Annotated in this window: 3 protein-coding genes; all 3 read left to right on the forward strand. The window is 66.8% G+C overall.

The features are described from left to right. Positions 1–3: 3 nt before the first annotated feature. The gene (locus tag K675_RS0121165; protein WP_026145401.1) at positions 4–6,561 is read left to right on the forward strand and encodes a non-ribosomal peptide synthetase; all 6,558 of its coding nucleotides are present in this window, start codon (positions 4–6) and stop codon (positions 6,559–6,561) included. Between the two features lies 1 nt (position 6,562). Next, positions 6,563–14,500: a non-ribosomal peptide synthetase gene (locus K675_RS0121170; RefSeq protein WP_017905471.1), complete on the forward strand. Its 7,938-nt coding sequence runs from the start codon at positions 6,563–6,565 to the stop codon at positions 14,498–14,500. Positions 14,501–14,515: 15 nt separating this feature from the next. After that, a partial coding sequence (locus K675_RS33730) for a non-ribosomal peptide synthetase (RefSeq protein ID WP_017905472.1) occupies positions 14,516–21,612 on the forward strand: 7,097 nt, incomplete at its 3' end.

Consider the following 21,612-nt stretch of genomic DNA (forward strand, 5'->3'; position numbering starts at 1 on the left):
GGCGTGCGGGAGTTAATCGAGTCGGTAGGGCAACTTTCGGCGATGCAGCGAAAGGGGTTGGCCACTCTGCTCAAGCAGAAGGGCATCAACCTGTTCGAGATCGCGCCGGTGTTCAAGCGTGCGGCTGATGAGCCGCTGCGCCTGTCCTACGCTCAGCAGCGCCAGTGGTTCCTCTGGCAATGGGCGCCGCACAGTGCGGCGTACAACATTGCCATGGCCCTGCGCCTGCAGGGGCGGCTCGATGTGACCGCGTTGCAGGGCAGCCTGCAGGCTCTGGTAGCGCGTCACGAGCCCCTGCGCACGGTGTTCACCGAGACCGACGGCCAGCCGCTGCAGGTGGTGCTGCCGAGCGGGGCGTTCGAGCTGCCGGTCGAGCGCCTGGCCGCGGGCGAGGGTGACGCGCGGGTCCAGGCGTTCGTGCTCGAACACAGCCAGGCACCTTTCGATCTGCGCAAGGGTCCGTTGATGCGGGCCGCGCTGTTGCGGGTGGCGGACGACGAGCACGTGCTGGTGCTGACACTGCACCACATCGTCGCCGATGGCTGGTCGCTGCAGGTGATGATCGAGGAGCTGGTGCAGTGCTACCAGAGCCTCAGCCAGGGCCTGCCTCTGGAATGGCCGGCCCTGCCGATCCAGTATGCCGACTATGCGCTGTGGCAGCGTCACTGGATGGAGGCGGGCGAGCAGGAGCGCCAACTGGCCTACTGGCGGCAGGCACTCGGTGGTGAGCAGCCGGTGCTGGAGCTGCCGACCGACCATCCTCGTCCCGTGTCCCGCAGTTTTGCCGGGGCGAGCTGCAACCTGACCCTGGACCTGGCGCTCGGCGACGGGCTCAAGGCCCTGGCCCGGCGCGAGAGTGTCAGCCTGTTCAGTGTGTTGCTCGCGTCATTCCAGGCCCTGTTGCATCGCTACAGTGGCCAGGCCGATATCCGTGTCGGCGTGCCCGTGGCCAATCGCGAACGACCTGAGGTCGAGCGCCTGATCGGCTTTTTCGTCAATACCCAGGTGCTCAAGGCCGAGGTCGACGGGCAACAGTCCTTCGAGCAACTGCTGCACCAGGTCTGGCTGACGGTGCAGGAGGCCCAGGCCCACCAGGACCTGCCCTTCGAGCAACTGGTCGAGGCCCTGGAGCCGGGTCGCAACCTGAGCCACAGCCCGCTGTTCCAGGTGATGTTCAATCACCAGGCGCAGAGCCGGCTCAAGTCCGGTACCGAGCTGGACGGCCTGCGCATCGAGCCGCTGCAGTGGCAAAGCCAGACCGCCCAGTTCGACCTGGTGCTCGACACCCACGAGCAGCCCCATGGCATCGAGGCGGTATTCAAGTACGCCACCGACCTGTTCGAGCCGGCGACCGTAGAAGCCTTGCTGCAGCACTGGGCGAGCCTGCTGCGGGCGATCGTCAGCGATCCGCGCCAGCGTATCGCCGAATTGCCGTTGCTGGACGCCACGCAACAGCAACAGGTGCTGGCGCGCTGGAACCCGGCTCCGCGGGTGCATCCGGTCGGGCGTTGCCTGCATCAGCTGATCGAGGAGCAGGCCGAACGGCGTCCGGACGCCGTCGCCGTGGTCTGCGCCGGTGAGCGACTGACCTATGCCGAGCTCAATACCCGGGCCAACCGCTGGGCCCATCGGCTGATCGCCCGTGGGGTGGGCGCCGATGTGCTGGTGGGGGTTGCGGCCGAGCGTTCGCTGGAGATGATCGTGGCCTTGCTCGCGGTGCTCAAGGCCGGGGGTGCCTACGTGCCGCTGGACCCGGCCTACCCCGAGGAACGCCTGCGCTACATGATCACGGACAGTGGCCTGAAGCTGCTGCTGGCCCAGGGGCATCTGCTGGAGCGCCTGCCGGTGCCGGTGGATGTCGAGTGCCTGGACCTGGGGGGCACCGACGTGGAGGGCCGGCAGGACAACCCGCTGGCGCGGGTCGACGTCGATAACCTGGCCTATGTGATCTACACCTCCGGTTCCACCGGCAAGCCGAAGGGCGCGCTGCTGCCCCACCGCAACGTGCTGCGCCTGTTCGACGCCACCCAGCACTGGTTCGGCTTCGACAGCCAGGACAGCTGGACGCTGTTCCATTCCTACGCCTTCGATTTCTCGGTCTGGGAAATCTTCGGTGCCTTGCTCCATGGCGGCCGGCTGGTCGTGGTGCCGCACGAGGTCAGCCGTTCGCCCGAGGCCTTCCACGCGTTGCTGTGCGAGGAACGCGTGACGGTGCTCAACCAGACGCCCTCGGCCTTCAAGTCGCTGATGGCGGTAGCGTTGGGATCACCGCGTGAACTGGCGCTGCGCCAGGTGATCTTCGGTGGCGAGGCCCTGGAGGTGCAGAGCCTGCGCCCCTGGTTCGAGCGCTTCGGCGAGCACTCGCCGACCCTGGTCAACATGTACGGCATCACCGAGACCACCGTGCACGTGACCTATCGGCCATTGTCGCTGGCCGACCTCGACCAGGCGGCGGGCAGCCCGATCGGCGAGCCGATCGTCGACCTGTCCTGGTATCTGCTGGATGATGCACTGAACCTCACGCCAACGGGCTGCATCGGCGAGTTGTATGTTGCCGGTGCGGGCCTGGCGCGCGGTTACCTGAACCAGGCGGGGCTGACGGCCACGCGCTTCGTCGCCAACCCCTTCGACCCGCGGGGTGGGCGGCTCTATCGCACCGGCGACCTGGCGCGCATGCGCAGCGACGGGGTGATCGATTACATCGGCCGGCGCGACCAGCAGGTCAAGATCCGTGGTTTCCGGATCGAACTGGGTGAAATCGAATCGCGGCTGCAGGCGCATGACCAGGTTCGCGAGGCGGCGGTACTGGCCCTGGACGGGCAACTGGTGGCCTACCTGGTGGCGAGCGACGCGACCCTGCTGGCCGATGCCGAGCGTCAGGCCGCGCTACGCGTGGCGTTGCGCGACGATCTGAAGCTGCACCTGGCCGACTACATGGTTCCGGCCCACCTGATGCTCTTGCCGGCACTGCCGCTGACCGCCAACGGCAAGCTCGACCGCAAGGCCCTGCCGGCCCCCGACACCGCGCTGTTGCAGCAGGCCTATGTCGCGCCGCGCAGCGCGCTGGAGCAGCAACTGGCGGCGATCTGGAGCGAGGTGCTCAAGGTCGAGCGGGTCGGCCTGGGCGACAATTTCTTCGAGCTGGGTGGGCATTCGCTGCTGGCAACCCAGGTGATCGCCCGCGCGCGTCAGGCCCTGGGTATCGACGTGGAGCTGCGCAGCCTGTTCGAAACCCGCGACCTGGCCGCCTTTGCCGCCAGTGCCGGGCAGGGGGACGGCACGTTCGCGCCGGCGTTCGTCGCCGCCGATCGCCAGGCACCCCTGCGCCTGTCCTATGCCCAGCAACGCCAGTGGTTCCTCTGGCAACTGGAACCGGACAACAGCGCCTATCACATTCCTGCCGCCCTGGCTCTCAACGGTCGACTCGATGTGCCGGCACTGCGCCGCGGCTTCGAGGCCCTGGTCGCGCGTCACGAAAGCCTGCGCACCACCTTCGCCCAGCAGGATGGCGAGGCGGTGCAGGTGGTGCATCCGGTGGCGAGCTTCGAGCTGCCGATCGAGCTGCTGGAGGGCGCCGACAGCGCATCCCTGGCGGCCCGTATCGACCATGAAGTGCTGGCCCCCTTCGACCTGCGGCAGGGGCCGTTGCTGCGTGCCCGCCTGTTCCGCCTTGGCGAGGAACGCCATGTACTGGTGGTGACGCTGCACCACATCGTGTCTGACGGTTGGTCGATGCCCATCATGGTCGATGAGCTGATCGAGGCCTATGTGGCCTTCAGCCAGGGCCAGTCGCCACGGCCCAAGCCGTTGCCGTTCCAGTACGCCGACTATGCCCAATGGCAGCGCGACTGGATGGAGGCCGGCGAGCAGGCGCGACAACTGGCCTACTGGCGTGACCAGTTGGGCAGCGACCAGCCGGTGCTGGAACTGCCGACCGACCGGCCTCGACCTTCGTTGCAAAGCCATGCCGGTGCCCGTACCCAGGTCGAGCTGGATCGTGTCCTGGTAGAGGGACTCAAGGGTATGGCCCGGCGGCAGGGTGTGACCCTGTTCATGCTGCTGCTGGCCTCGTTCCAGGCGCTGCTGCATCGGCATTCGGGACAGAACGACATCCGCGTTGGCGTGCCGGTGGCCAACCGCAGCCGGGTGGAAACCGAAGGTCTGATCGGCTTTTTCGTCAATACCCAGGTGCTGCGTGCCGAGTTCGACCTGCACACCCGTTTCGACCAACTGCTGCAGCAGGTCAAGCAGGCGGTCCTGGGGGCCCAGGCTCACCAGGACCTGCCCTTCGAGCACCTGGTGCAGGCCCTGCAACCGGAACGCAGCCTGAGCCACAGCCCGCTGTTCCAGGTGATGTACAACCACCAGACCGAACTCAAGGGGGCCGTGCGACCGCTGCCGGGTCTCGAGATCGAGGCGCTGGACAGCGGCAGCCATACCGCCCAGTTCGACCTGACCCTGGACACCTTCGAAAGCGAGGATGGCCTGCGCGCGGCGCTGACCTATGCCACCGCGCTGTTCGACGCGGACACCATCGAGCGCCTGGCCGGGCATTGGCGCAACCTGCTGCGGGCCCTCGTCAGCGGCGGCGTGGCGCAGGCGGTCGCCGAGCTGCCATTGCTCGATGCCCGGGAAACACAGCGTGTGCTGCAGGACTGGAGCCGGATCGAGGGTCACTACCCGGCCGAGCAGTGCGTGCATGAACTGATCGAGGCCCAGGCGCGGCGCACTCCCGATGCGGTGGCGCTGGTCTTTGGCGAGCTGCAGATGAGCTACCGCGAGCTGGACGGCCAGGCCAACCGTCTGGCCCACAAGCTGCGGGACATGGGCGTCGGTCCGGAAGTGGCGGTGGGGATCGCGGTCGATCGCGGGCTGGACATGGTGGTCGGGCTCCTGGCGATCCTCAAGGCCGGGGGTGCCTATGTACCGCTGGACCCGGAGTTCCCCGAGGACCGCCTGGCCTACATGATGCAGGACAGCGACATTCGCCTGTTGCTCAGCCACAGCCCGTTGCTGGCGCAACTGCCGGTGCCGGCGGGATTGCCGGTGTTGTGCCTGGACCGGGCCGCGGACTGGCTGCGGGGTTACGACGAGCAACCACTGCCAGGCCTGGCCCGGTTGCACAACCTGGCCTATGTGATCTACACCTCCGGCTCCACCGGCAAGCCCAAGGGCGTGGCTATCGAACACCACGCCCTGAGTGCCCACTGCCCGGTGGCGATCGAGTATTTCCGCCTGGTGCCGCAAGACCGCGTGCTGCTGTTCTCCACCCTCAACTTCGATGGCTTCGTCGAGCAGCTGTTCCCGGCACTGTGCCGTGGGGCGGGCGTGGTGGTGCGGGGCAACGAGGTCTGGGACAGCACCACCTTCCAGCGCGAGGTACTGCGTTCGGGTATCACCGTGGCGGACCTGAGCACGGCCTACTGGTACCTGCTGGCCCAGGACTTCTGTCGCCTGGGGCTACGCGACTTCGGTGCGCTGCGCCAGGTCAGCGCCACCGGCGAGGCAATGCCGGCCGAGGGCATCAACCTGTGGAAGCAGGCGGGTCTCGAACACATCCGCCTGCTCAACACCTATGGCCCGACCGAAACCACCATCACCGCCAGCTACCTGGAATGCGCGCCCTACGTGCGTGGCGAGCGGCCCCGGCCGGTGCTGATGCCGATCGGCCGGCCGCTGGGCGCGCGGCGCATGTACATCCTCGACGCGGCGTTCAACCCCGCGGTGCAGGGTGGCAGTGGGGAGCTGCTGATCGGCGGCGCGTTGCTGGCTCGTGGTTACCACCAGCGGCCGGCGCTGACCGCCGAGCGTTTCATCCCGGACCCGTTCGACGAGCAGGGTGGTGGCCGGCTGTACCGCACCGGTGACGTCACCCGCTATCGCGACGAGGGCCTGATCGAGTACGTGGGGCGCATCGACCACCAGCTGAAGATCCGTGGCTTCCGTATCGAGCTGGGCGAGATCGAGGCGCGCCTGCGGGAACATGCACAGGTTCGCGAGGCCCTGGTGATCGATATCGATGGACCGTCCGGCAAGCAGCTGGCGGCCTACCTGGTACCGCACGATCCGGCGCTGGCCACGGCGGATGCCGCTACCCGGCAGGCCCTGCGTGGACAACTGCGTGACTACCTCAAGGCGGGCCTGCCGGACTACATGGTCCCGGCTCACCTGCTGGTCCTGGCGCAGATGCCCATGACCCCCAACGGCAAGCTGGACCGCAAGGCACTGCCCAAGCCGGACCCGAGTCTCTGGCAGCAGGACTACGTGGCACCGCGCAACGAGCGGGAGCAGCAACTGGCCGCGATCTGGGCCGAGGTACTGCAGGTCGAGCGGGTGGGACTGCACGACAACTTCTTCGAGCTGGGTGGCCATTCACTGTTGGCGGCCCAGGTGATCTCCAGGATTCATTCGAGTCTTGGCGTCGACATTCCTCTGCGACTTATTTTCGAGAAACCGCAATTGAACGAATTTTCCCAAGCATTTGAAGACGCAGGCCTGGCCCTGACCGATGACGGGCTGTCCGACATCGAACGCATGATGAACGAAATGGCGGAGGCCTGAGATGGACAAGACCACAGCACAACGGATTGCCCAGCGCTTCGTTGGCCTGCCGCTGGAACAGCGCCGCCAGATCCTGCAGAAAATGAGTGAGACCGGGCAGAGCTTCCGGCTGTTGCCGATCGCCGAAACCCGTCACGACGTTGCACGGATTCCACTGTCCTACGCTCAGCAGCAGATGTTGATCCTCTGGCAGTTGGACCCGGACAACAGCGCCTATAACGTGCCGATGGCGGTACGCCTGACGGGAATCCTGGACGAGGCGACGATGGGCCGGGCCCTGGCCCTGCTGGTGCACCGCCACGAGGCCTTGCGCACCCGCTTCGTCTCGGTCGAGGGCGAGTTCCACCAGGAAATCCTCGATGAGTCGCAGGTGCTCCTGCAGCGCGTGGACATCGCCGTTGAACCTGTCGAGACCCGCGAGGCGCGCCTGCAGGCGCGGGTGGCGGCCGAACTGGCCACCCCCTTCGACCTGCTGCTGGGGCCGTTGCTGCGGGTCCGGCTCTGGCGCCTGGACGAGCATGAGCACGTGCTGACCCTGTGCATGCACCACAGCGTCTCGGACGGCTGGTCGGGCGAGTTGCTGGTGCAGGAGTTCATCCGCTTCTACCTGGCCGAAGTCAGCGGCCAACCGGCAGGGCTGGCGCCGTTGCCGATCCAGTACGCCGACTACGCGATCTGGCAACGTGCCTGGCTGGAAGCCGGCGAGGGTGAGCGCCAACTGGCCTACTGGAAGCAGCAACTGGGCGAGGAGCAGCCACTGCTGGAGCTGCCGCTGGACCATGAGCGCCCGGCGGTGGCCAGTCATCGTGGGGCCATCGTCCACGCCAACCTGCCGCCGCCACTCTCGGCCCAGCTCAAGGCCCGGGCCCGGCAGAATGGCCAGACCGTCTTCATGCAGGCCCTGGCGGCCCTGGCCGTGGTGCTGGCACGCAGCAGTGGCCAGGCGGACATCCGCATCGGCGCGCCGAATGCCGGACGCAATCGCGAGGAACTGGAAGGGCTGATCGGCTTCTTCATCAATACCCAGGTGCTGCGCATCCAGGTGGATGAGCGTGACAGCCTCGAACAGTTGCTGGAGCAGGTCAAGCAGGTGGTCAGTGGTGCGCAGTCCCATCAGGAACTGCCGTTCGAACAACTGGTGGATGCCCTGGCCCCGGAGCGCAACCTGAGCCACAATCCGCTGTTCCAGGTCAAGATCAACCAGAACGTGCTCGCCGCGCGCGGCAAAAGTGCTCCGGTACAGTCGGCCCTGAGCGTCGAGGCCTTCGCCATCGGCGTGGCCGATGCCCGTTTCGACCTGGCCCTGGACTTCACCGATACCCCGGAGGGGATCGAGGCCGAGTTCACCTACGCCACCGACCTGTTCGAGGCCGGCACCATCGAGCGCCTGGCCCAGGCCTGGCAGCAGGTGCTGGAACAGATGGTCGATGCCGCCCAGGCACCCTTGCTGGAGCAGCCAGGCGTTGCGGCCGATTACCCGGCCGCCGCCCAGGCAGCGTTCCCCTGCGGCGATTTCCTCGCGCTCTGGGAGCAGGGCCTGCGGGCCGGCCACGGCAGGCCGGCGCTGCGCTGCGGGACGCAAGTGATCGACTATGACGAGCTGGAGCGCCGCTCCAACCAACTGGCGCGCCTGCTGCAGGCCGAGGGCATTGCGGCCGGGGCCGTGGTCGCGCTGTGCCAGGAACGCTCCATCGACTGGGTGGTCAGCCTGCTCGCGGTGCTCAAGGCCGGTGCGGTGTACCTGCCGCTGGATAACCGCCAGCCGGTCGAGCGCCTGCAACAACTGCTCAAGGACAGTGCCGCGGCCCTGTTGATCCACGCTCCGGGCGATAGCCTGGCGGCCGGCCTGGGCGTGTGCCCGGCGCTGGTTCCGGTCGAGCAGCAGTGGGCCGGGCAGGACGATTCGGCACTCGGCCTGGCGGTCGATCCCGAGCAGCCGGCCTATATCATCTACACCTCCGGTTCCACCGGGCAGCCCAAGGGCGTGCTGATCAGCCAGCGTGGCCTGGCCAACTACGTACAGGCGGTGTTGCAGCGCCTGCAACTGGCACCCGGCGCGAGCCTGGCGCTGGTTTCGACCATTGCCGCGGACCTGGGGCATACCCAACTGTTCGGTGCCCTGGCCACCGGCCGGTTGCTGCACCTGATGTCCCATGAGCATGCCTTCGACCCGGACAGCTTCGCCGCCTACATGCGCGAACACCAGGTCGATGTGCTGAAGATCGTCCCCAGCCACTTGCAGGGCCTGTTGCAGGCCGGTCGTGCGGCGGATGTGCTGCCACGGCAACTGCTGATCCTCGGCGGCGAAGCCAGCAGTTGGGCGCTGGTCGAGCAGGTCCGCCAACTGGCGCCGGACTGCCGGATCATCAACCACTACGGCCCGACCGAAACCACCGTGGGCATCCTGACCCACGAAGTGCATGAGCGTCTGGACGGTTGTCGCGGCGTGCCGGTCGGCCTGCCGCTGGCCAACGACCGCGCGCAGGTGCTGGATGCCTACCTGAACCCGGTGGCCGAGCGTGTGCCGGGTGAGTTGTACCTGGGTGGCGCGGGCCTGGCCCAGGGCTACCTGGGGCATGCGGCCATGACCGCCGAGCGTTTCGTGCCCGACCCCGCATCGCGCCAGGGCGAACGCCTGTACCGGGCTGGCGACCGTGCGCGCTGGGTCGATGGCCGGTTGGAATACCTGGGGCGCGCCGACGACCAGGTGAAGATTCGCGGTTACCGGGTCGAGCCGGGAGAAGTCGCCCAGTGGCTGCTGGGGCTTGCGGGCGTGGCCGAAGCGGTGGTGCTCGCACTGCCCCTGGAAAGTGATGCCACGCGCCTGCAACTGGTGGCCTACTGCGTGGCCGCGCAAGGCGCCAGCCTGAGTGGCGAAACCTTGCGCCAGCAATTGCAGGCCGGGCTGCCGGAATACCTGGTACCGGCGCATATCCTGATGCTGGAGCGCCTGCCGTTGACCGCCAACGGCAAGTTGGACAAGCGGGCTCTGCCCGTGCCGGGCGCGACCCAGCAGCGCTATGTCGCGCCGGTTGGCGAGATCGAGGAGAAGTTGGCCGCCGTCTGGGCCGATGTGCTCAAGCTGGAGCGGGTCGGCAGCACGGATAATTTCTTCGAACTGGGCGGCGACTCGATCCTCAGCCTGCAGATCATCGCCCGGGCCAAGCGCCAGGGCATCAAGCTCAGTCCCAAGCAGTTGTTCGAGAAGCAGACCATCGCCCAGCTGGCGACGGTGGCCAAGCTGATCGAGAAGAAGGCCGCCGTCGAGGCGCCGCGGCAGGTCAGCGGCGAGCAGCCGTTGTTGCCGATCCAGATGCGCTTCTTCGAAACGCAGATCCCCGAGCGTCATCACTGGAACCAGTCGGTGCTGCTCAAGGCCCGTGAAGCCCTGGATGCCGCGCATGTCGAGCAGGCACTGTCGACCCTGGTCGGGCAACACGACGGCCTGCGCCTGAACTTCGAGGAGCAGGCCGACGGCTGGCGGGCCCGCTACCGGGCGGATCAGCCCGGCGGCATGCTGTGGGTGCGCGATCTGTCGTCGTCCGCCGAACTGGCCGGGCTGCTGGACGAGGCACAGCGCAGCCTGGACCTGGCGCAAGGGCCGTTGCTGCGTGCGGTGCTGGTGAACCTGCCGGCTGGTGAACAACGCCTGTTGCTGGTGATCCACCACCTGGTGGTCGATGGCGTGTCCTGGCGCGTGTTGCTGGAGGACCTGCAAACGGCCTACACGGCCATTGCCCAGGGCCAGCCGCCCGTACTGGCGGCCCGTGGCAGCTCGCTCAAGACCTGGGCCGAGCATTTGCACCAGCATGTGCGCAGCCCGCTGATGGAGCAGGAACTGGCCTACTGGCAGGAGCAGTTGCGCGGTGTGAGTGATACCTTGCCCTGCGACCGTCCCGACGGCGGCCAGCAGCGGCGCCATGCCGCCTCCGTGCAGACGCGACTGGGCGCCGAGCTGACCCGGCAGTTGCTCCAGCAGGCCCCCGCGGCCTACCGCACCCAGATCAACGATCTGTTGTTGACCGCCCTGGCGCGGGTCATCAGCCGTTGGACGCGGCAGCCCGATGCGCTGATCCGCCTTGAAGGGCACGGTCGTGAAGACTTGTTCGAGGGGCTGGACCTGAGCCGCACCAGCGGTTGGTTCAGTACCCTCTACCCGGTCCGGTTGAGCCCCGAGGATTCGCTGGGTGGCTCGATCATGGCCATCAAGGAACAACTGCGTGCGGTGCCGAACAAGGGCATCGGCTACGGCCTGTTGCGCTACCTCGGTACGCCGTCGGCGCGCCAGGCCCTGCAAGGCCTGGCCGAGGGCAGCATCGTCTTCAACTACCTGGGCCAGGTCGAGCAGGGCGGCGATCGCGACAATGGCCTGTTCCAGCTCGCTGGCGAGGACAGCGGCCAGGGCCAGGACCAGGCCGCACCGCTGGGCAGCCTGATCAGCATCAATGGCCAGGTACAGGGCGGCGAACTGGAGTTGCACTGGGAGTTCAGTCGCGAGGTCTTCGACACGTCCACCCTGCAGCACCTGGCCGACGAGTATGCCCGGGAGCTGGAGGCGCTGATCGTCCACTGCGCCGCAGCTGCCGGCCAGGGCGTGACGCCATCGGATTTCCCGCTGGTTCGCCTGGGTCGTGAGCAACTGCAGCGCCTGCCGGTGGCAGCGCGGGACATTGCCGATATCTATCCGCTGTCGCCGATGCAGGAAGGGTTGTTGCTGCACACCCTGCGCGAAGCCGGTTCGGGCATCTACCTGATGCAGTACTGCTACCTGATCGACCATGATATCGACCGTGAGGCCTTCACTCGTGCCTGGTGCACGGTAGTCGAACGGCATGAGGTGTTGCGCACCTCGTTCTGCTGGGATATCGGCGACACGATCGTGCAGATCGTGCGGCGCAATGTCGCCCCGGATATCCGCTTCATGGATTGGCAAGGCGTGGACGCCGCCGACTACGAGGCCCGCCTGAAGGCCGAACTGAGCGCCGAACTGCAACAGGGCTTCGACCTGGCCGGCGAAGTACCGTTTCGCCTGCGGCTGATCCAGCTGGGGCCGCAACGCTATGGTTTTGTCCTGAGCAATCACCATATCCTGCTCGATGCCTGGTGCCGCATGGGGATCGTGGCGGAGTTCTTCGAACTGTACGCGGCCGAGGTCGAGGGCCGTACCACGCACCTGCCGCTGCCACCGCGCTACCGGGATTTCATCGCCTGGCTGCAGGGGCACGACGAGCAGGCTTCCAGGACATTCTGGGAACGCGAGCTGGCCGGTTTCGAACAGCCGACCGCCTTGCCGTTCGACCGGTTGATCAGTCGCGATGCCGGGACCTCGTCGACCGGTGACTGCCTGACGCGCCTCAGTGACGAACAGACCCGGCAGTTGTCCCGGGTCGCCCAGTCCAGCCAACTGACGCTCAACACCCTGGTGCAGGCGGCCTGGTCGGTGGTGCTGCACCGCTACAGCGGTCATCGCGACGTACTGTTCGGAGTCACGGTTTCCGGGCGTCCGGTGGAGTTCCCCGAGATGCAGGCCACGGTCGGGCTGTTCATCAACAGTATTCCGCTGCGCGTGCGGATTCCCGGCGCGCAGAACCCGCAGACGGTCAAGGCCTGGCTGCAGGGGTTGCAGGAACACAACCTCGAGTTGCGCGAGCATGAGCACCTGCACCTGGTGACCATCCAGGGTGGCAGCGAGGTCGGCAAGGGCCAGGCGCTGTTCGACAGCCTGTTCGTGTTCGAGAACGCGCCGATCGAGGACAGCATCGGTGAACAGGCCGATAGCCTGAAGATCGAGTCCGGTTCCTCGCGGACCCACACCAACTATCCGATCACCGTGGTGATCTACCCAGGCTCCAGCCTGGGCCTGCACCTGTCCTATGACCAGCGTCTGTTCGAACAGGCAACCGTCGAGCGCCTGCTCGTTGACTTGCGTGAGGTGCTCCAGGCGTTTGCCGAGGGTATCGAGCTGGACTTCCAGGACCTGGTGGCGACATTGCAGGCGCCGCTGGCGCCGGGCAACGATGCGGGCGACACACCCGCTGGCGATCTCGACCTGGGTTATGCACAGCTGTTCCAGCGGACCGTGCAGCGGGTGCCTCAGCAGGTGGCGGCGACCTGCCAGGGGCAGGGCTGGACCTACGCCGAGCTGGATCGGCACAGTACCCGCATGGCCCAGGCATTGCAGGCTGCCGGGGTGTTGGCCGACGACCTGGTGGCGGTGCTCGGTGAGCGCGGCCTGCCCCTGCTGGGCATGGTGGTCGCCGGGTTCAAGGCCGGCGCCGGTTACCTGGGTCTGGATCCCGCGCTGCCGGCCCAACGGCTGGCGGATATCCTCACTCTCAGCGGCAGCCGTGTGCTGGTCTGCAGCCATGGTTGCCGGGAACTGGCCGGGCAGTTGCTCGCGCGTATCGACGACCAGGCCCGGCCACGGCTGCTGGTCTGGGACCAGGTGCTGGAGCAGGATGCGCCCGCCGCACCACCGGCGGCCTTGCCTCTGGTCACGGCTCGTCACCTGGCCTATGTGATCTTTACCTCGGGTTCCACCGGCCTGCCCAAGGGCGTGATGGTGGAGCAGGGCGGGATGCTGAACAACCAGTTGAGCAAGGTGCCCTACCTGGGACTGACCGGGCAGGATGTGATCGCCCAGACCGCTTCGCAGAGTTTCGACATTTCCGTCTGGCAACTGCTGACCGCCGCTCTCTGCGGGGCCCGCGTCGAGATCGTGCCTTCGCCCATCGTCCAGGACCCGGCCGCCCTGCTCAGGCATGTGGAGCAGACGGGCATCACCGTGCTCGAGGTGGTGCCGGCCCTGATCCAGGGGCTGCTCGACCAGCCCGTGGCGCGGTTGGCGAGCCTGCGCTATCTGTTGACCACGGGCGAGGCGATGGCCCCGGCGCTGGCGGAGCGCTGGTTGCGCCAGTATCCGGATATTCCATTGATCAACGCCTATGGCCCGGCCGAATGTTCCGACGACGTGGCCTTGCACCGGGTGCAGTTGCAGGACCGCGAGCGTGCCTACCTGCCGATCGGCCTGGACACCGATCACAACCGGCTGAGCGTTCTCAACGATCTGCTCGAACCGATGCCGGAGCGCGCCACGGGCGAACTGCATATCGCCGGCCTGGGAGTTGGCCGTGGCTACCTGGGCGATCCGAAGCGTACGGCACTGAGCTTCGTGCCCAACCCGTTCGGTCTGACGCCGGGCGAGCGCCTCTACCGTAGCGGCGACCTGGTTCGTCGCCGGGCTGCCGATGGCGTGCTGGAGTATGTCGGGCGCACGGACTACCAGGTGAAGATTCGCGGCTTCCGTATCGAACTCGGCGAGATCGAGGTGCGCCTGCGGCAGCATGGCGCGGTGCGCGAGGCCGTGGTGGTCGACATCGACGGCCCTGGCGGCCGGCAGCTGGCGGCGTACCTGGTGCCGAGGGACAGCGGCTGGACGGCGGACGATGTCCCGGCGTTGCGCGAGCAGCTCAAGGAGCATCTGCGCGAGCACCTGCCGGAGTACATGGTGCCGACGCACCTGGTGGTACTCGAGCGCATGCCGCTGACCGCCAACGGCAAGCTCGACCGCAGGGCCTTGCCCAAGCCGGACGTCAGCCTGTTGCAGCACCACTATGTGGCGCCGCAGACCGAGCAGGAACAGCAGTTGGCCGCTATCTGGGCCGACGTGCTGAAGGTCGAGCGGGTGGGCATGAACGACCACTTCTTCGAGCTGGGCGGGCATTCGCTGCTGGTCATGCAGGTGATGGTGCGCATTCGTGACCAACTGCATGTCGAGGTCTCGCTCAACGAGTTGTTCGAGCTGCCGGTGCTGGCGGACTTCAGTCGCGCGGTCCGGCAGAAAACCGGCCAAAGTGACCAGGCACAGGATGAATTGGCTAAATCGCTGGCTGCCCTCAAACGTCTTACTGCGGAGGAAATCGATAATTTGATCGCATAGCGGGAGAACATCAAAGTGCAAGAGCTGCTCGACTCCGTAAAATCGCTGTCCATCCGCGAGCGCAAGGCGCTCTCGGCGTTGCTCAAGCGACAAGGGGTGAACCTGTACGGGGTGACCCCGATTTTCAGGCGGGAGTCAGAGTCGTCTTCGGCGCTGTCCTACGCCCAGCAACGCCAGTGGATTCTCTGGCAGCTGGAGCCGGGCAGCGCCGCCTACAACATCCCCACGGCCCTGCGCCTGAAGGGCAGCCTGGACACCGAAGCCCTGCGACGCAGTTTCGAGGCGCTGATCCGGCGCCACGAAACCTTGCGCACGACCTTGCGCGAGGACGCCGGACAGGTGCTGCAGGTGATCCATCCGGCCGATGTTTTCACGCTGGCGCCGGAGCGCCTGGCGACCCCGATCAGCGAAGACCTCGACGAACAGATCCGCGCTTGCGTGGAGGACGAAGTGCAGCGGCCCTTCGACCTGGAGCAAGGTCCCTTGCTGCGGGTTCGGCTGCTGCAGATCGCCGAACAAGACCATGTACTGATCCTGACCCTGCACCATATCGTTTCCGATGGCTGGTCGATGCCGATCATGGTCGACGAACTGGTCCGCCTGTACGACGGTTTCCGCCAGGGCCGCGAGGTCGAACTTGCCGCCTTGCCGATCCAGTACGCCGACTACGCCCAGTGGCAGCGCGACTGGATGGAGGCGGGCGAGCAGGAACGCCAGCTCGGTTACTGGAAGGGCCAGTTGGGGGGCGAGCAACCGGTGCTGGAACTGCCCGTCGATCGACCGCGCCCCACCCACCAGAGCCTGGCCGGACAAAGCCTGGCCATCGACCTGGCGCCGCAACTGGCCCAGTCCCTCAAGGCCGTTGCCAGGCAGCAGGGCGTGACCCTGTTCATGTTGCTGCTGGCATCGTTCCAGACCCTGTTGCACCGTTATTGTGGGCAGACCGACATCCGCGTTGGCGTCGCCATTGCCAACCGTAGCCGCGTGGAAACCGAAGGGCTGATCGGCTTCTTCGTCAACACCCAGGTCCTGCGGGCCGAGATCGATGCCCAGGCACCTTTCAGCCAGTTGCTGCAACAGGTCAAGAAAACCGCACTCGATGCCCAGGCCCACCAGGACCTGCCGTTCGAGCAACTGGTGGAGGCCTTGCAGCCGGAGCGCAGCCTGAACCGTACGCCGCTGTTCCAGGTGATGTACAACCACCAGACCCAGGTGCGTGGCGAGGCACGCGAACTGGCCGGTTTGCGTGTCGAGGGCTTGTCCTGGGAAAAACGTACCGCGCAGTTCGACCTGACCCTGGACACCTTCGAAAGCGACGAAGGTCTGGGAGCGGCCTTCACCTATGCGAGTGACCTGTTCGACCCCGCGACCATCGAGCGCCTGGCCGGGCACTGGCGCAACCTGCTGCAAGCCATCGGCCGGGATCCGCGGCAGCGTATCGCCGCGCTGCCGATGCTGGACGCGGCGCAGCAGCAACAGACCATCCAGGCCTGGAATCCGGCCCCTGTGGCCTACCCGGGCAGTGCTTGTGCGCATGAATTGATCGAGGCCCAGGCCCTGAAGGCGCCGGATGCAGTGGCGGTGACCCATGGCGCCAGCAGCCTGACCTATGGCGAGTTGAACCGTCGTGCCAACCAGCTGGCGCACCATCTGCGCGCCTGTGGCGTCGGCCCGGATGTGCTGGTGGGGCTGGCGGTGGAGCGGGGCCTGGAGATGCTGATCGGCCTGCTGGCCATCCTCAAGGCCGGGGGGGCCTATGTGCCGCTGGACCCGGATTACCCCGAGGATCGCCTGGCGTACATGATCCAGGACAGCAACATCCGCCTGCTGCTGACGCAAAGCCACTTGGCCGGTCGCCTGCCGGTCCCCGACAGCGTGCGCAGCCTGTGCCTGGACCAGGAAGGCGACTGGCTGGAAGGTTATCCACAACAGAACCTGCCGACGCTGACCGACCCCGACAACCTCGCCTACGTGATCTATACCTCGGGTTCCACCGGCAAGCCCAAGGGCACGCTGCTGCCGCACCACAATATTCTCAGGCTGTTCCAGGCCACCGACGCATGGTTCGGGTTCGGGCCGCGGGATGTCTGGACGATGTTCCACTCCTATGCGTTCGATTTCTCGGTCTGGGAGATCTTCGGGGCGTTGATGCACGGTGGCCGCCTGGTCATCGTGCCGCGTGATATCAGTCGTTCGCCGCAGGATTTCTACCCGCTGCTGCTCAGTGAAGGGGTCACGGTGCTGAACCAGACGCCTTCGGCGTTCAAGCAACTGATCCGGGTGGCCTGCGAGGCACCGCCGTCGCCTTCGCCGCTGGCCTTGCGCTACGTGGTGTTTGGCGGCGAAGCCCTGGATGTTGGCAGCCTGCGGCCCTGGTTCGAGCGTTTTGGCGATCATCAGCCGCAACTGGTCAACATGTACGGCATTACCGAAACCACGGTGCACGTGACCTACCGACCGATCAGCCGCGAAGACCTGCTGCAGGCGGGCGTCAGCCCGATCGGCGAGGTCATCCCCGACCTGTCGTGGTACGTGCTGGATGCCGATTTCAACCCTGTGGCCCAGGGCTGCAGGGGGGAACTGCATGTCGGCCGTGCCGGCCTGGCACGCGGCTATCACCAGCGTCCGGCACTGACCGCCGAGCGTTTCGTTCCTGATCCGTTCGACGAGCAGGGCGGTGGCCGACTGTACCGTGCGGGCGATCTGGCCCGTTATCGGGGCGACGATTGCATCGAATACATCGGGCGCCTGGACCATCAGGTGAAGATTCGCGGTTTCCGCATCGAGCTGGGCGAAATCGACGCCCGGCTGCGCGAGCATGCCGCTGTCCGGGAAGTCAGCGTCATCGATATCGACGGCCCGGGCGGCAAGCAGCTGGTGGCCTACCTGGTGCCGAGCGATCCGGCGCTGCTGGAGGCGGATCCGCAGGTCCAGGGCCAATGGCGACGTGACCTGCGCGAACACCTCAAGTCCGTGCTGCCCGACTACATGGTGCCAGCCCACTGGGTCCTGCTGCGCCAGATGCCCCTGACCGCCAACGGCAAGCTGGACCGCCGGGCCTTGCCTGCACCGGACGTTGCGCAGACGCAGAAAAGCCATGTGGCCCCCGTGACCACCGTGCAGCAGCAGGTGGCGCAGATCTGGGCCGAAGTGCTCAAGATCGAGCGGGTCGGGCTGGACGACAACTTCTTCGAACTGGGCGGCCATTCGCTGCTGGCGACCCAGGTCATCTCGCGGATTCGCCAGGGCCTCGAACTGGAGCTGTCGTTGCGTGATCTGTTCGAGGCCCAGGACCTGGCGGCGTTTGTGCGCAATGTCGAGGATGGCGGCGCCGCCCCGATTGCGGTCGCGGCCATCGAACCGGTCGACCGGAGCCAGCCGCTGCTGCTCTCCCATGCCCAGCAGCGCCAGTGGTTTCTCTGGCAATTGGAGCCGGACAGTGCGGCCTACAACATTCCGGCGGCCCTGCAACTGCGCGGCACACTGGATGTCGAGGCCTTGCGGCGCAGCTTCGAGACGCTGATCGCCCGCCATGAAAGCCTGCGCAGCACCTTCCGGGAGGAGGGCGAGCAGACCGTGCAGGTCATTCATCCGGCCACAACCTTCGAGTTACCGGTGGAACGCCTGGCGCAAACCCCGGCGGCCGGGCGCGAAGCGGCCATTCGCGGTTACGTCGAGCGTGAAGCCGCGTGTGCCTTCGACCTGGTGCAGGGACCGCTGCTGCGCGTCCGCCTGCTGCGGGTGGCGGACACCGAACATGTGCTGGTGCTGACGGTCCACCACATCGTCTCCGACGGATGGTCCATGCCCATCATGGTCGACGAGCTGGTGCGCTTGTACAGCGCCTACCACCAGGGCGTGGCTGTCGACCTGCCGGCCCTGCCGGTGCAGTACGTCGACTACGCGCAGTGGCAACGGCGCTGGATGGCCGAGGGCGAACAGGCCCGCCAACTGGACTACTGGACCGGGCAACTGGGAGGCGAACAGCCGGTGCTCGAACTGCCCACCGACCGTCCGCGACCGACCCTGCGCAGCCAAGTCGGCGAGCGCCTGGCCATCGATCTGCCGCCCGGCCTGGCCGATGGCTTGCGGGTCGCGGCCCGGCAGCAGGGGGTCACCCTCTTCGTGTTGCTGCTGGCTTCGTTCCAGACCCTGTTGCATCGCTACAGCGGGCAGGCCGACATCCGTGTCGGGGTGCCGATCGCCAACCGCAACCGGGTCGAAACCGAACGCCTGATCGGCTTCTTCGTCAATACCCAGGTGCTGCGTGCCGGGTTCACCTCGAGCATGACCTTCAGCGAGCTGCTGCAGCAGGTCCGGCAGACGGCCCTGGAGGCCCAGGCGCACCAGGACCTGCCATTCGAGCAACTGGTCGAGGCGTTGCAGCCCGAGCGCAGCCTGAGCCACAGCCCGTTGTTCCAGGTGATGTTCAACCACCAGGCCGAAGGCGCGGGCGAGTTGCATACGCTACCCGGCCTGACGGTCCAGGGACTGTCCTGGGACAGCCATGTCGCCCAGTTCGACCTGGCCCTGGACACCCATGAGCATACCGAGGGCCTGAGCGCCGCGCTGACGTACTCCAGCGCACTGTTCGACCGCTCGACCATCGAGCGCATGGCCGGGCACTGGCGCAACCTGCTGGCGGCCATTGCCTGCGGTGCCCACCGTCGCGTGGTCGAACTGCCGATGCTGGGCGACGACGAGCGCCAGCGCATCATCGTCGACTGGAACCGGAGTGAGGCCCGTTACCCGACCGATCGCTGCATTCATGAGCTGATCGCCGAACAGAGCCGTGTAACACCGCAGGCGACGGCCCTGCTGTTCGATGATGCGGACATGAGCTACCAGCAACTGGACCGGCATTCGAACCGACTGGCGCGCCAGTTGCGGGAGCTGGGCGTCGGCCCGGACGTGCTGGTCGGCGTGGCCCTGGAACGCGGCCCGCAGATGCTGGTGGGCCTGCTGGCGATCCTCAAGGCTGGCGGCGCCTATGTGCCATTGGACCCGGATTTCCCGGCGGATCGCCTGGTGTACATGGTGCGGGACAGCGGGCTGGCGTTGCTGCTGACCCAGAGCCACCTGGGCCTCCACCAGGCCGTGGGGGACGAAGTGCGCAGCCTGTTCCTCGACCCGTCGCAGGACTGGCTGCAAGGGTTCAGCGACGCACCGCTGGCCAATCTGGCACAGCCGGGCAACCTGGCGTACGTGATCTACACCTCGGGTTCCACCGGCAAGCCCAAGGGCGTCGCGGTGCCCCACGGGGCGCTGGTGAACTTCCTCTTCAGCATGGCCGAACAGCCGGGTATCGAGTCTTCGGACCGGGTGTTGTCGTTGACCTCGTTGTCCTTCGACATCGCCGGGCTGGAGCTGTACCTGACCCTGATGCGCGGTGCCGCCGTGGTGCTGCTGCGTCAACAGCAGAACAAGGACCCGCGGGCCTTGCTGGAGATCATCGGCAAGCAGCAGGTCACGATGATCCAGGCGACGCCGTCGACCTGGCGCATGTTGCTCGACAGTGCACCGCCGGGCTGGCTGGCCGGCTGCCGGATCCTCTGTGGCGGCGAAGCGCTGAGCGCAGAACTGGCACAGCGGCTGATCGAGCAGGCCGGGCATGTCTGGAACGTCTATGGCCCCACCGAGACCACCATCTGGTCGGCGCGGCACTACCTGACCTCGAGCGACGACATCCGGCTTGGCCGGCCGATCGCCAACACCCGCCTGCATATCCTCGGCGACGATTTCGATGTGTTGCCACCGGGAGCCCGGGGTGAACTGCTGATCGCTGGCGATGGCCTGGCGCGGGGTTATCACCAGCGTCCGGGGCTGACCGCCGAGCGGTTCATCCCGGACCCGTTCGACCCGGTGGGTGGAGGCCGGCTGTACCGCACCGGCGACCTGACCCTCTACCATGGCGATGGCGTGATCGAGTACGCCGGACGCCTGGACCACCAGGTGAAGATCCGCGGTTTCCGCATCGAGCTGGGCGAAATCGAGGCGCGGCTGCAGGAACATGCCGGCGTCCGTGAGGCCGTGGTCATCGATATCGACGGCCCGGCGGGCAGGCAACTGGGCGCCTACCTGGTGCCCGAGGAGGCGAGCCTGGCCCAGGCGAACGAGGCGGCGCAGGCCGTGCTCCAGCGCGAGCTCAGTGATTGGTTGAAGGCCGGCCTGCCGGACTACATGGTGCCGTCCCACCTGATCCTGCTGGAGCGGCTGCCGTTGACCCCGAACGGCAAGGTCGACCGCAAGGCGCTACCGGCTCCACGGGCCAACCTGTCGCAGCTCGCCTATCAGGCGCCGCAGACCCCGCTGGAACAAGCCCTGGCCGGGATCTGGCAGGAGGTGCTGAAGGTGGAACGGGTTGGGCTGGGCGACAACTTCTTCGATCTGGGCGGGCACTCGCTGATCGCGACCCAGGTGATTTCCCGGGTACGCCAGGGGCTCCACGTCGAGCTGCCCCTGCGCACGCTGTTCGAGGCCGACAACCTGGCCGGGTTCGCCGAACGGGTTGCCCGGGGGACGCTCAACCGGGCACCGGCGCTGCTGCCGATCGGGCGTGACCAGCCGCTGCCGTTGTCCTATGCCCAGCAGCGCCAGTGGTTCCTCTGGCAACTCGAGCCGGACAGTGCCGCCTACAACATCCCGGCCGCCCTGCGGCTCGAGGGGGCGCTGGATGTCGAGGCGCTGCGGCGCAGTTTCGAGGCCCTGTGCGCACGGCATGAAGTACTGCGTACGACGTTCCACCAGGACGGTGAGCAGGCGGTGCAGGTCATCCATCCCGCCGCCGCGTTTTCGCTGGCGGTCGATGCCGGCGTGCAACCGGCCGGCGAGGCGGAGATCGCCAGCTACGTCAATGAGGAAATCCGCCGTCCATTCGACCTGGAGCACGGCCCGCTGGTGCGGGTGAAACTGCTGCGCCTGGCGCCGCAGACTCATGTGCTGGTGCTGACCGTGCACCACATCGTTGCCGATGGCTGGTCGATGCCGGTCATGGTCGACGAGCTGGTGCAGTTGTATGAAGCCTGCAGCCAGGATCGCGAGATCGAATTGCCGGCGCTGCCCATTCAATATGCCGACTATGCCGTGTGGCAGCGGCAGTGGATGGGGGGGGG

The sequence above is a fragment of the Pseudomonas fuscovaginae SE-1 genome, assembly GCF_000364705.1.
GTDB lineage: Bacteria > Pseudomonadota > Gammaproteobacteria > Pseudomonadales > Pseudomonadaceae > Aquipseudomonas > Aquipseudomonas fuscovaginae_A.